10 protein-coding genes are annotated in these 12,832 nt (G+C 61.6%); 6 read left to right on the top strand and 4 right to left on the bottom strand.

The annotated features are described in order from the left end of the window. Positions 1–58 precede the first annotated feature (58 nt). Positions 59–1,990, bottom strand: coding sequence for a beta-ketoacyl synthase (locus AC0T4W_RS19525; protein ID WP_476321828.1), 1,932 nt, complete (start codon positions 1,988–1,990; stop codon positions 59–61). A 247-nt stretch (positions 1,991–2,237) separates the two neighbouring features. Between AC0T4W_RS19525 and AC0T4W_RS19520 the strand changes: the two genes are divergently transcribed. From AC0T4W_RS19520 to gcvH, 5 genes are all read left to right on the top strand, one after another. Then, complete coding sequence (locus tag AC0T4W_RS19520; RefSeq protein ID WP_476321826.1) at positions 2,238–3,887, top strand: acyl-CoA synthetase; 1,650 nt, start codon at positions 2,238–2,240, stop codon at positions 3,885–3,887. A gap of 138 nt (positions 3,888–4,025) precedes the next feature. Further along, positions 4,026–5,027: an extracellular solute-binding protein gene (locus AC0T4W_RS19515; protein WP_476321824.1), complete on the top strand. Its 1,002-nt coding sequence runs from the start codon at positions 4,026–4,028 to the stop codon at positions 5,025–5,027. Positions 5,028–5,333: 306 nt separating this feature from the next. Continuing rightward, on the top strand, positions 5,334–6,950 hold the full coding sequence (locus AC0T4W_RS19510; protein ID WP_476321822.1) for an ABC transporter permease: 1,617 nt from the start codon (positions 5,334–5,336) through the stop codon (positions 6,948–6,950). A gap of 195 nt (positions 6,951–7,145) precedes the next feature. Then, positions 7,146–8,243 (top strand): glycine cleavage system aminomethyltransferase GcvT, encoded by a 1,098-nt coding sequence (gcvT, locus tag AC0T4W_RS19505; protein ID WP_476321820.1) that lies wholly within the window; start codon positions 7,146–7,148, stop codon positions 8,241–8,243. Between the two features lie 142 nt (positions 8,244–8,385). Continuing rightward, positions 8,386–8,775: a glycine cleavage system protein GcvH gene (gene gcvH, locus AC0T4W_RS19500; protein ID WP_476321818.1), complete on the top strand. Its 390-nt coding sequence runs from the start codon at positions 8,386–8,388 to the stop codon at positions 8,773–8,775. Between the two features lie 61 nt (positions 8,776–8,836). Here gcvH and AC0T4W_RS19495 read toward each other — a convergent pair whose 3' ends face one another. From AC0T4W_RS19495 to AC0T4W_RS19485, 3 genes are all read right to left on the bottom strand, one after another. Continuing rightward, entirely contained in the window at positions 8,837–9,292 is a 456-nt protein-coding gene (locus AC0T4W_RS19495) for an NfeD family protein (protein WP_476321816.1), read from the bottom strand. Positions 9,293–9,295: 3 nt separating this feature from the next. Further along, entirely contained in the window at positions 9,296–10,216 is a 921-nt protein-coding gene (locus AC0T4W_RS19490; protein WP_090380173.1) for an SPFH domain-containing protein, read from the bottom strand. A gap of 124 nt (positions 10,217–10,340) precedes the next feature. Beyond that, positions 10,341–11,927, bottom strand: coding sequence for a L,D-transpeptidase family protein (locus AC0T4W_RS19485; protein ID WP_476321813.1), 1,587 nt, complete (start codon positions 11,925–11,927; stop codon positions 10,341–10,343). A 109-nt stretch (positions 11,928–12,036) separates the two neighbouring features. Here AC0T4W_RS19485 and AC0T4W_RS19480 point away from each other — a divergent pair, with 109 nt between their 5' ends. After that, entirely contained in the window at positions 12,037–12,744 is a 708-nt protein-coding gene (locus AC0T4W_RS19480; protein WP_476321811.1) for a murein L,D-transpeptidase catalytic domain family protein, read from the top strand. Positions 12,745–12,832: the final 88 nt, after the last annotated feature.

Genomic DNA, 12,832 nt, shown 5'->3' with positions numbered 1-12,832 from the left:
GCTGGACTAAGCGAGACCCTGGGGCGGGTTAGTCGCAGGCTTAACCCATCATCGGCGCTCAGCCGAGCATATCGCCGTAGCGCTCGTCCTTCTTGAACACCAGCGGCTGGGCGAAGCCCGGCACTTTGATCTGCTCACTGTTGATCTCGATCTGCTGGTCGTCGATCAGGTCGTTGCCGAAGTTGTAGATAATCCCCAGATCGCCCAGCAGCGCTTGCGCGTCGTAGGCCTGGGCCGCCTTGCGTGTGGCTTCGCGGCGCTGCAGGTAGGTGGCAAAGGCGGCTTCGCCGTGGCGCTTGCGCAGCATGCGTTCGGCAACATGCGGGGCCAGCAGCAGGGCGCTGGCGTTGTTGCCGCCAAAACCCTTGGAGTTGATAAAGCACAGGTCCAGCTGCTCGGGGGCGCGGGCGCGATCCTGGGTGGCGAAGCTTAGGTGTTGCTGGTGTACGTCGTCGGCCACCGTGTCGATGGTTTTGATACCGGGGATGATGCCGTACTTGAAGCTGCCCAGGGCGGAGATCAGCTGATCGCCGCTGGCGGTGGCCAGGGAGTGGCCGACAAAGGCTTTCACTGCTGTGACCGGCCATTGCTCGATGGCGAAGGCGCCGGCGATGCGGTCGAGGATTGCCGATTCGGTCACCCGGTTGGCCGGGGTGCTGGAGCCGTGAGCATGCACAAAGCTGCGCTCGCGCACCGCGTCGATGCCCAGCAGTTGCACGGCGCTGGCCACGGCCTTGGCTACGGTCAGGTAGTTGCCGGGGCCGGGGGCGGAGATGGATTTCTTGAAGCCGTCGGCGTTGATAAACACATCCGGCACTGCGCCGTGGATATCCGCGCCCAGTTCCAGGGCCAGCTCGTCGTCCATCAGCACCACGAACTGGCAGGCTTCGGCCAGGGTAAAGCCGCAGTTGTCGCCAAATGGGCGGCTGGCGCGGCGGAAGTCTACCTCGCTGTCGCTCTGGGCCACGGCCTCCTTGCCTTCGATCTGGCGCAGGCCATCTTCGGTGGCCAGGGCACCCATGGCGCCGTAACCCTCGATACATTCCTGGTTGATCGGCGCTTCGCTGCTGCCGACGATGACCACGCGGGATTTGCCGCTGCTGATCTGCTCGATGCCTTTTTGCAGGTTATAGAGGAAGGTGGCGCAGGCCCCGGTGATGCTGCCGGTGGTGCCGACGCTGCCCAGCACATAGGCGTTGATAAAGTCCGCAGGCATGGTGTTAAGGCCTAAGGCCAGCTGCTTGGCGGTAACGCGACCGCCCTTGAGGCGTGACTGCATCAGGCCGCCGAAGCCATTTTCATCAAGCTGACTCATGATGCAGCTGGCGAACACCGCCACTTCATCCGGCGCTACATGCTGCATGATGGTCTGCCACTCGATGCCGGTGGCGCGCAGGGCGTCGGTCACGCCGACAATGGTCATGGCCAGGCCGCGCGGGTGAAAGCGCGCGTTGTACAGCTCGCTCGGCTCGAAGCCGGTGGGCAGCTGGCCGGCGGATTTCACCGGCAGGGCGCGGTAGCTGTCGACCTTGAATTCGCAGTTGTCGTGCAGGGTCACCAGCACTTCGCTGGCGTTCAGCTCGTCCACCGTCCAGTCGCTCGGCAGCGGCTCGGGCAGGTGTTTGCGCAGGGTGATAAAACTCAGCGGCTGGCCGGCGGTGGCGCTGATGTCGATGGTTTTTTGCCAGTGCGCGGCATCGGTGTCCAGGTGCTGTTTTTCGATCCGTCGCACCAGGGTCGAGGCCAGAATCTGCTCGGCAAAGCGGCTGTCGATCTCGGCCAGGCTCAGGCTGTTGCCTTCTTGATCCTGATAGTGACCATCGACCGCCTTGACCAGCTTCATCATCACCGCCAGGCCGGCTAGGGTCTGCTGGCGCGTTGGGGTGTCCATGGACTCGATCACGGTGCGGCGGAAGCCATGGTGGAAGGAGCTGCGCCCGGCCGCGTTATAGCCACCAAAACCAACGATCACAGGTAAACGTGAAGTCACTCGATAACTCCTTGAAAAGAGGGCGCCAGACAAACCGAGATAAAGCTATGGAGGCTTGTCACGCAGGCTCTTAAAGCGCTCTGTGGCGGCTATTACGCCGCGAGAAAACGTCCTGCATGGCTGTTCGGATGCCTATGCTGACGTGATTGCTGACTTGCAAGTCACGGTTTCGACCAAGGTAGCGCATCGCTAAAACCACATGGCTGTTATGGTTTCTCCGTATAAAGGCCCAGCTGGAGAACAACAAATGCACAGCGTCAATCCATACGAATACGGCATGCCGCGCGATGCGGCAAATTTTCAGGCGCTTAGCCCGCTGAGCTTTCTTGAGCGCGCTGCCAGCGTTTACCCGCAGCGTCTGGCGCTGATCAATGGCAGCCTGCGCCAGACCTGGGGCGACACCTACAGCCGTAGTATTCGTCTGGCCTCGGCGTTGGCCCAGCGCGGCATCGGCCTGGGCGATACGGTGGCGGTGATTGCACCCAACGGCCCTGCGATGTTCGAGGCGCATTTTGGCGTGCCGATGTGCGGCGCGGTGCTGAATGCCATTAACAGCCGCCTGGATGCCGAAGCTATCGCCTTTATCCTGCAGCACGGCGAAGCCAAGGTGCTGCTGGTGGACAAGGAGTTCGGCGAACTGGCCCAGCGCGTGGTCGGCCATTTGCCGCAACCGCCGCTGGTGATCGGCATCGATGATCCAGAATATGCCGAGGGTCTGCTGATTGGTCAGCTGGATTACGAGACGCTGCTGGCCGAGGGTGACCCTGACTATGCCTGGCAGTTGCCAGCCGATGAGTGGCAGGCGATCTCCCTCAACTACACCTCAGGCACCACTGGTAATCCCAAGGGCGTGGTCTATCACCATCGCGGTGCGCACCTGAATGCGCTGTCCAACGCCATGTGTTGGGACATGAGCCGCTTCCCGGTGTACCTGTGGACGCTGCCGATGTTCCACTGCAACGGCTGGTGCTTCCCCTGGGCGCTGGCCGCTTATGTTGGGGTCAATGTGTGCCTGCGCCATGTGCGCGCCGAAGTCATCTACCCGGCGCTTGCCGAGCATGACGTCGACCATTTCTGCGGCGCGCCCATCGTGCTGAATATGCTGGCCAATGCCGCAGATGATCTAAAAGCGCTGAAGACTCGCCCGGTCAAGGTACTGACCGCCGGTGCTGCGCCACCCGCTGCGGTAATCGAAGCCATGGAAGCCTTGGAGTTTCGCGTCACCCACGTTTATGGCCTGACCGAAACCTACGGCCCCAGCGTGGCCTGCGAATGGAAAAGTGAGTGGGACAGCGAAAGCCCAGAGCAGCGCGCCCGCCTGAAATCCCGCCAGGGCGTGCGTGCGCCGCTGCTCGACGGCCTGATGGTGGCAGACCCCTATACCCTGCAACCGGTGCCGAAAGACGGCCAGACCATCGGCGAGATCATGATGCGCGGCAACGTGGTGATGAAGGGTTACCTTAAAAATCCCTCGGCCACCGCCGAGGCCTTTGCCGGTGGCTGGTTCCACTCCGGCGACCTGGCGGTGTGGCATGCCGATGGCTATGTGGAGATCAAGGATCGCAGCAAGGACATCATCATCTCCGGCGGCGAGAACATCTCCTCCATCGAGGTGGAAGACGTGCTGTATCGCCATCCGCATATCCTCGAAGCCGCCGTGGTGGCCATGGCTCACGCCAAATGGGGCGAAACCCCCTGCGCCTTTGTCACCCTAAAGCCGGGTGTCGAGCTGACGGCCGAAGATGTGATCGCCTTCTGCCAGCAGCGTATGGCACGTTTCAAGGTACCGGGCTGCGTGGTGTTTACCAGCCTGCCGAAAACCAGCACCGGCAAGGTGCAGAAGTTTGTTCTGCGCGAGCAGGCCAAGCAGTTGGCCGCGCAGCAGGCGGTGGCCTGACGCCCCGACTTCAGCCTGCGGCGCAGGGTAGGGCTGAAGGCACTTGTTACAGCTTTGAATAAATGACGAGTTGAGAAGCTAAATGCTATTCACTAGTATTTGGCACCTTAACTCGTCTATACCAAGAGGCACTACACCATGCAGATAAGCAAAGGCTTGTTCGCCGCACTCTCTCTCTCCGCGCTCGCCAGCACTGCGCAGGCCGCCGATGAGGTAGTGGTTTATTCCTCGCGTATCGACGAGCTGATCAAGCCGGTATTCGATGCCTACACCGCCAAGACCGGGGTCAAGGTCAAGTTCATCACCGACAAGGAAGCGCCGCTGATCGCCCGCCTGAAAGCTGAAGGCGAAAACACTCCAGCCGACCTGCTGATCACCGTGGACGCCGGCAACCTCTGGCAGGCCGAGCAGGAAGGCGTGCTGCAACCGACTAAATCCGAGCTGATCAGTGCCAATATCCCGGCCCAATACCGCTCCAGCACCGACAGCTGGACTGGCCTGTCGCTGCGTGCGCGTACCATCTTCTATTCCACCGAGCGGGTAAAACCAAGCGAGCTGAGCACTTACGAAGCCCTGGCTGACAAAAACTGGGAAGGCCGTTTGTGCCTGCGCACCAGCAAGAAGGTCTACAACCAGTCGCTGACCGCCACCCTAATCGAAGCCCATGGCGCGGCCAAGACCGAAGAAATCGTCAAGGGCTGGGTCAACAACCTGGCCACCGACGTGTTCGCCGATGACACCGCGCTGCTGCAGGCCATCGACGCCGGTCAGTGCGACGTCGGCATCACCAACACCTATTACTATGGCCGCCTGCACCAGCAGCAGCCTGACCTAAAAGTGAAGCCGTACTGGCCAAACCAGAACGACCGTGGCGTGCATGTCAACCTGGCCGGTGCCGGCGTAACCAAGCACGCGCCGCATGCCGCTGAAGCGCGCAAGCTGCTGGAGTGGATGACCACTGAAGAAGCGCAGACCATCTTCGCCGGCGTTAACCAGGAGTTCCCGGCTAACCCGGCGGTCGCACCGTCCAAGGAAGTGGCTGCTTGGGGCACCTTCAAGGCTGACTCGATTGCCACCGAAGTGGCCGGCAAGCGCCAGGCTGAAGCGACCATGCTGATGGATCGCGCTGGCTGGAACTAAGAACTTAATCACGATTTGCTGCGCGTCGGCCCTGCGGCGTTAAAAACAGACTCGGAATGCTCATGTACAAAAGTACACTCCGCTTCCTCGCCTGTTTTTGCCTTGCAGGACTCTAGCTCGCGAAATCTTAAACAGGTTCTACGGCCTGCACAGGCCTTCAGCTCGTAGGATGGGTTGAGCGCAGCGATACCCATCGCATCCAAACACGATGGGTATCGCCGCTACGCGCCTCAACCCATCCTACGCCGTTATACTCCACGCCCCGGCTTAGCCCGGGGCGTTGTGTTTTTGTCTTGAGGACTCTGCGTGGCCCATCCTGCCCAGCGCCGCTGGTACCCCATTGCCTTTGCCGTCGCCTTGCTGGTGCTGCTGCCGCTGAGCGTGCTGATGTTCAGCTGGCATGAGGTTGACCAGCAGATCTGGGCGCACCTCTGGCAAACCCAGTTGCCGCGCTTGCTTGGCAATACCCTGATGTTGGTTCTCGGCGTTGGTGTTGGCGTGACGTTGCTCGGGGTTAGCCTGGCCTGGCTCACCAGCCTTTGTGAGTTCCCCGGTCGGCGCTGGCTGGACTGGGCGCTGATGCTGCCGTTTGCCATTCCCGCTTATGTGCTGGCGTTTGTGTTTGTCGGCCTGCTGGATTTCGCCGGCCCGCTGCAGACCCTGCTGCGTGAGTGGTTCGGCAGCGGTGTGCGCTTCCCCCGCGTGCGTTCCACCGGCGGGGTGATTATCGTGCTGGTGCTGGTGTTCTACCCCTACGTCTACCTGCTCGCGCGCAATGCCTTCCTGGCCCAGGGTAAGGGCTTGATGGAAGCCGCGCGGGTGCTCGGCCTGAGCCCCTGGCGGGCGTTCTGGCGTGTCGCTCTGCCGATGGCGCGTCCGGCGATTGGGGCTGGCCTGGCCCTGGCTATCATGGAAACCCTGGCGGATTTCGGCGCGGTGGCGGTGTTCAACTTCGATACCTTTACCACCGCGATCTACAAGACCTGGTACAGCTTTTACAGCCTGACCAGCGCTACCCAGCTGGCCAGCCTGTTGCTGCTGGCGGTGATGCTGGTGCTCTATGGCGAGCGTCGCGCGCGCGGTGCTGTGCGTCCGGTGAATGAGCGTGCACGCAGTCAGGCGTTGTATCACCTCACGGGCGGCAAGGCGCTGGCCGCCAGCGCCTGGTGCTGCCTGGTGTTTGCCTGCGGCTTTGTGATTCCGCTGCTGCAGCTGATTGTCTGGTTCTGGCAGCGCGGCCGTTTCGATCTGGATGAGCGTTACACAGCGTTGATTCTGCACACCCTTTACTTAGGTGCGATGGCAGCGCTGATCACCGTCAGCGTGGCACTGCTGCTAGCTTTCGCCCGGCGTATGGCGCCAACCCGGCTGATGCGCTCCACCGTTGGCCTGGCCAACCTCGGTTATGCCTTGCCCGGCTCGATGCTGGCGGTGGCGATTATGCTGGCGTTCAGTTACCTGGACCGTGAACTGGTGATTCCGCTGTCCAGCTGGCTGGGCGGCGCGGGCAAGCCGGTGCTGCTCGGCAGCCTCTCGGCGTTGCTGCTGGCCTATATGATTCGCTTTATGGCGGTGGCCTATGGGCCGCTGGAAAACAGCCTGGCGCGTATTCGCCCGTCCTTACCGGAAGCCTCACGCAGCCTCGGTGTCGGTGGCGTTGGGCTGTTCTTCAAGGTGTACCTGCCGTTGCTGGTGCCGGGGGCGCTCTCGGCGGCGCTGCTGGTGTTTGTCGATGTACTCAAGGAAATGCCCGCCACCCTGTTGATGCGGCCCTTTGGCTGGGACACGCTGTCTGTGCGGGTGTTTGAAATGACCAGCGAAGGCGAGTGGGCGCGCGCCGCGCTGCCGGCCCTGACCCTGGTGCTGGTCGGCCTGTTGCCGGTGATTCTGCTTATTCGCCGTTCGGCGCGGCGCCACGGGTAGGATGGGTTAGCCGTGTAGCGGCGTAACCCACCAGGTACCCTCAGTACAGCCAAGACCAAGATGACCGCCCCCAGTGTTGCGGCTACAATGCGCGCCATTCGCAGTGGCCAATCATCTTGATAGCCCGTGCCAGCGCCCGATTTTCTGGGCTCAGCCAGGTTGCCGCTGCACTGTCCAGCCCGCAAGGAGACACTGATGGGACAGCGCACACCGCTCTATGACCTGCACCTTGCTTTGGGTGCCAAGATGGTTGACTTCGGCGGTTGGGACATGCCGTTGCACTATGGCTCGCAGGTCGAGGAGCACCATCAGGTGCGGCGCGACTGCGGGGTGTTCGATGTGTCGCACATGACCGTGGTGGATGTCAGCGGCAGCCAGGCCAAGGCCTATCTGCAGCACCTGCTAGCCAACGACATCGAGCGCCTGCAAAGCATCGGTAAAGCCCTCTACAGCGGCATGCTCAACGAGCAGGGTGGGGTGGTGGATGACCTGATCGTCTATCTGACCTGCTCCACTAATAAAGAGCAGGGTTACCGCGTGGTGGTGAATGCTTCGACCCGCGACAAGGACCTGGCCTGGATGCACCTGCAAAGCGTCGACTTCGACGTGCACGTGCAGGAACGTGCCGATCTGGGCATGCTGGCCATTCAAGGCCCGCATGCACGCAGCAAGACCGTCGAGCTGGTCAGCCAGTCCCGCGCCAACCTGATTCAAAGCCTCAAGCCGTTCGAAGGTCAGCCCGATGGCGACTGGTTTATCGCCCGCACCGGTTACACCGGCGAAGACGGCCTGGAAATCATGCTGCCGGCCAGCGAAGTGGTGGCCTTCCTCAATGAACTGGTCGGCGCCGGTATCTCCCCGATTGGCCTCGGCGCGCGCGACACCCTGCGCCTGGAAGCCGGGATGAACCTGTACGGCCAGGACATGGACGAAAGCGTTACCCCGCTGGCGTCCAATATGGCCTGGACAGTGGCGTGGGAGCCAGCCAGCCGTGGTTTTCTCGGCCGCGCTGCGCTGCAGAAGCAAAAGGCCGAAGGCGTCGCCTCCAAACTGGTTGGCCTGGTGCTGGAAGAACGCGGCGTGCTGCGTGCGCACCAGGTGGTACGGGTTGAAGGCGTTGGCGAAGGCGAGATTACCAGCGGCAGCTTCTCGCCGACCCTGGGCAAGTCCATCGCCCTGGCCCGCGTGCCGGCAGCGACTAACGAACGTGCCGAGGTGGAAATTCGCGGCAAGTGGTACCCGGTGCGCGTGGTTAAGCCGATGTTTGTGCGTAACGGCAAGGCGCTTATCTGAGCTTTGATCTGGCCATGGATGGTCGAAAACGCCCGTTTTGCAACGGTGCGCTAGGTTTTTAAAGACTTTCTTTCGGTATGGCCAAGGCCTGCTAAATTTCCATGGCGGCGTGGTCGCCGTCATGTCAGATGAGGAACGACACATGAGCAATATCCCCGCCGATCTGCGTTACGCCGCTAGCCACGAGTGGGCGCGCCTGGAAGCCGATGGCAGCGTTACCGTAGGCATTTCTGATCACGCCCAGGAAGCTCTGGGTGATGTGGTATTCATCGAGCTGCCGGAAGTCGGTAAGACCCTGAATGCCGGTCAGGAAGCCGGGGTGGTGGAATCGGTCAAGGCCGCGTCCGACATCTACTCGCCCGTTTCCGGTGAAGTGATCGCCATCAACGACGGCCTGGCCGACAGCCCGGAAAGCGTCAACAGCGACCCCTACGGCAGCTGGTTCTTCAAGCTCAAGCCAAGCGATGCCAGCGAGCTGGACAAGCTGCTCGATGCTGCTGCCTATAAGGCCACTGCTGACAGCGACGCATAAGGTTCATGGTTAAACGACAACGCCCCGCAATGCGGGGCGTTGTCGTTTACAGCGTTGGCGATCAGTCTGGTTGTATGGCGACGACTTGCAACACCACGCCCTCCTGGCCCATCACGCGCACAGGTGTGCCGGCCGGCAGTTCGGGACCGTTGACCAGCCATAGCGAGTCGCCAGCCTTGATTTTGCCGCGTCCGCCGTTGATGGCTTCATGCAGAACAAAGGTGCGGCCGACGAATTCACTGCCGCGCTGGTTTAGCCCCGGTTGGTCGGAAGGTTTGGCAGCGCTGCGCTGGCGTTGCCACCAGAACACTGCCGTCAGAATCGAGAGCAAGCCAAAGAGGATGAACTGCGCAGCCCACGGCAGGCCGGGGAAGATAAAGGTCAGCAGGCCGACGCTGGCGGCGGCCAGGCCGATCCAGAGCAGGTAGCCGCCGGCGCCGAACACTTCGAGAATCAGCAGCAGGGTGCCGAAGGCCAGCCAGTTCCAGTACGACAGGTGCTGTAAAAAGTCCCACATGGTTTAACCCTTCTTCTCACCGAAGGTGGCTTTGACAATTTCGCTGATGCCGCCCACTGCGCCAATTACCTGGCTGGCCTCCAGCGGCATCAGAATGACCTTACTGTTGTTGGCGCTGGCCAGTTGGCCGAGGGCTTCGATGTATTTCTGCGCGACGAAATAGTTGACCGCCTGCACATTGCCCTGGGCGATGGCTTCGGAAACCATGCGCGTGGCTTCGGCTTCCGCCTGGGCAGCACGTTCGCGTGCTTCGGCTTCGAGGAAGGCAGCCTGGCGCTGGCCTTCGGCCTTGAGGATGTCGCCCTGCTTCTGCCCTTCGGCAGTCAGAATGGCGGCGGCGCGCAGGCCCTCGGCTTCGAGAATTTGTGCGCGCTTGATCCGTTCGGCTTTCATCTGCCCGGACATGGCAGCCATCAGGTCGGCGGGCGGGCTGATGTCTTTGATTTCGATACGGGTGATCTTGATGCCCCAAGGCGCGGTGGCTTCATCGACGGTGCGCAGCAGTCGCTCGTTGATCGCATCGCGCTGGCCGAGCATGGCGTCCAGTTCCATGGAGCCGAGTACGGTGCGGATATTGGTCATCACCAGGTTGCGGATGGCGTGTTCGAGGTTGTTCACCTCGTACGCCGCCTGGGCCGAGTTGATGATCTGGAAGAAGCAGATGGCGTCGATCTGCACCGTGGCGTTATCGGCAGTGATCACTTCCTGTGGTGGAATATCCAGCACGTTTTCCATCACGTTGAGCTTGCGGCCGATCTTGTCCATCACTGGCACGATGATGTTCAGGCCTGGCTTGAGGGTGTTGGTGTAGCGGCCAAAGCGCTCCACTGTCCATTCGAAGCCCTGCGGTACGACTTTGAAGCCCATAAAAACGATGGCGACGGCGAGGCCGACAAAAAGAAAAATGACGCTGCCGATTTCCATGTGGTGTAGCTCCTAGACGGTTTTGAGTCTGCGTATTAGCTGTTTAAGTATCTAAGCACAGTTGGCGTTGGCGCGGCTGTCGATGCCGTTGCAGAGTGCGCCGATCAACGGTCATGGCTGCCGATCAGCGCACGCTTGGTGCCAGAGCTTTGACCAGGCGCGCATCGCGGGCGTAGATGTCCGGGTAGTAGCGCAGGGCGCCGTCCTTGCTGGCTTCGACCGTCCAGTAGGCAATCAGCAGCGGCGCTGGATGCTGCAGGCGGTACTGCTGTGTTTCACCGCTGGCGATGCGCGCTTGCACGGCGTTCAGCTCATCCGGGGTGAGCAGCCAGGCGAGCAGGGTATCGACGGCCTCAACCCGCACGCAGCCGGAGCTGAAGGCGCGCGGCGCCTTGCTGAACAGCTGCTGGCTGGGCGTGTCGTGCAGGTAGACCGCGAATGGATTGTCGAAGCGCACCGCGACGCGGCCGAGCGGGTTATGGCTGCCGGCCGACTGGCGCAGGCGAATCGTGCCGGGGTTTTCCCAGTCGATGCTGTGCGGGTCGAGCAGGTTGCCGTCGCGGTCGAGCACGCTCATATGCTGGCGTTCCAGGTAGCCGATGTCGTCACGAATGGCTGGCAGTTTGTCTTCGCGCAGGATGGTCGGCGGCACGGTCCAGGTTGGGTTGAGGGTCAGTCGCACAATGCTTGAGGCGAGCTGCGGCGTTTGCCGCTCGGCGCGGCCGACTTGGGTGCGTGTACGCCACAGCAGCTGGTTATTGCGCCGCACCTGAATTTCGGCGGCTGCGACATTAATCAGTACTTCGGCATTGCCCATGGTGTCGGCCAGCCAGCGCAGGCGTTCGAGATTGGCGCGCAGTTGTTCGCGGCGCAGCGGTGCGCTGATATTCAGCTCGGTCAGGCTGGCGGGGCCAAGAATGCCATCTGGGTTAAGGCCGTGGTCGCGCTGGAAATTCTCCAGGGCGCTTTGCGTGGCCAGGTCGTAGGTGTTGCCCAGTTCTTCTGGCGGTGACATCAGGTAGCCCTGGGCGATCAGTCGTGCGCGTAATGCTGGCACTCGCGCATCCTGACTGCCTGGCTTGAGCTGTGGGCCGCTGGCGAGCGTCGACCACGCCTGTAGCGGCAGCAGGCGTTGTTGCGCGTAGGCGCTACGCAGCCGCTGGTACTGCACGGTGGCAGGCCTTGCGCTGGCAAAGGCCTGGGATGGCGTATGCAGATGTTGCATGGCCAATGAGAGGGTCGCCAGTTGCGGGTCCGGGTTGGTTTGTCCGGGTGCCTGCCACAGCGGTTCCAGGCGTTGTTGCAGCAAACGGCCACGGCGCAGGTGCAGCAGGGCCTGCAGGTAGCTGTGGCTGGTCAGCAGGTCGGCGCAGTCGCGCTGCAGGGCGGGGCTTTCTGCGGTCAGGCTGGGTAGCAGGTATTCACTTGGCTGCAGTCCGTCATCGGCTAATTGCGCCAGCTGCTCGCGCAATTGCAGCAGTTGCTCACCGCTCTGCCAGGCGGGTTGGCCGTCGCGTTGTTCATAAAAAGCCTGGAGCAGGTGTTGAGCATTCTCGTCTAGGCTTGTCGGCAGTGGGTTGCACTGCTGCGTCAGCTGAGCCAGTAAAGGGCGCAGATCGGCGCGGGTGGTAAAGGGCTCATCGGCGGCATTAGCGACCAATGGCAGGGTGAGCAGGGCGGCGCTCAGGTAGAGTGTGCGTTTTTTGAACAATCAACTGCTCCATTCCATGGGCTAAGAACAACGTGGTCGCAGCCAGTATAGGCGGGCGATGGTTGGATCTTGTGACAGGACGTCCAAGGCTACTAGAGGTATTTGCGCAATGTTTGGACGTCTTGGCAGATTCTGTGTGATTGGATTTTTGCTTGCTTGTATGCCGCTGTCGGCGACCGCCACCGAGCAGGATAGCCTGCTTAGGGATCTGGCGCGGATTGCCCCTGAGCTTAATAGGCAGGCGTTGCAGCATGCTCTGGCGGCGATGCAGTGCGCGGTCAATCATGGTGCTGACCCTGCGCGTCGCCTGGCCGTAATCGATTATTCGCGGCCTTCTACTGAACGGCGTTTGTGGATCTTCGATCTGCAGCGCAAGCGTTTGCTGCTGCGCGACTTTGTCGCTCATGGGCGTAAGTCGGGGGAGAACTTCGCCGAGGCGTTCTCCAACCGTCTGGGCAGCCATCAGACCAGCCTGGGGTTATTCCGCACCGCTGAAAGCTACAGCGGTAAGCACGGTTATTCTCTGCGTATGGATGGCCTGGAACCTGGGCTGAATGATCTGGCCCGCGAGCGGGCCATCGTGATCCACGGCGCCGGTTATGTGAATCCGCGCTGGGCGCAGAAGCATGGCCGGATCGGCCGCAGTCTGGGCTGCCCGGCGGTGCGCCCGGAAGTGGCGCGGATGGTGGTCGATCAGCTCAAGGGCGGGCAGTTCCTTTTCGCCTGGCATTCCAATCAACGCTGGCTGAAAGCCTCTGCCTATCTGGACTGCAAGCCGCAGCGGGTGGCGGCGCTGAGTCGTGCTGGAGAAGGCTGAGAGCCTACTCATGATCTCGCGAGCTAGAGCCATACAAGGCGAAAACAGGCGAGGAAGCGGAGTTTACTGCTGTAAATGAGCATTCCGA

Source organism: Pseudomonas sp. C7.1 (genome assembly GCF_056312395.1).
The sequence above is the reverse complement of the archived record's forward strand: the minus strand, read 5'-3'. Positions and strand labels throughout refer to the sequence as shown.

What these genes read in the sequence shown, in the direction of transcription:
- gcvH (WP_476321818.1), top strand. Translation starts at nt 8,386, where the DNA reads ATGAGCAATATCCCCGCCGATCTGCGTTACGCCGCTAGCCACGAGTGG.
- gcvT (WP_476321820.1), top strand. Translation starts at nt 7,146, where the DNA reads ATGGGACAGCGCACACCGCTCTATGACCTGCACCTTGCTTTGGGTGCC.
- AC0T4W_RS19520 (WP_476321826.1), top strand. Translation starts at nt 2,238, where the DNA reads ATGCACAGCGTCAATCCATACGAATACGGCATGCCGCGCGATGCGGCA.
- AC0T4W_RS19490 (WP_090380173.1), bottom strand. Translation starts at nt 10,216, where the DNA reads ATGGAAATCGGCAGCGTCATTTTTCTTTTTGTCGGCCTCGCCGTCGCC.
- AC0T4W_RS19495 (WP_476321816.1), bottom strand. Translation starts at nt 9,292, where the DNA reads ATGTGGGACTTTTTACAGCACCTGTCGTACTGGAACTGGCTGGCCTTC.
- AC0T4W_RS19515 (WP_476321824.1), top strand. Translation starts at nt 4,026, where the DNA reads ATGCAGATAAGCAAAGGCTTGTTCGCCGCACTCTCTCTCTCCGCGCTC.
- AC0T4W_RS19480 (WP_476321811.1), top strand. Translation starts at nt 12,037, where the DNA reads ATGTTTGGACGTCTTGGCAGATTCTGTGTGATTGGATTTTTGCTTGCT.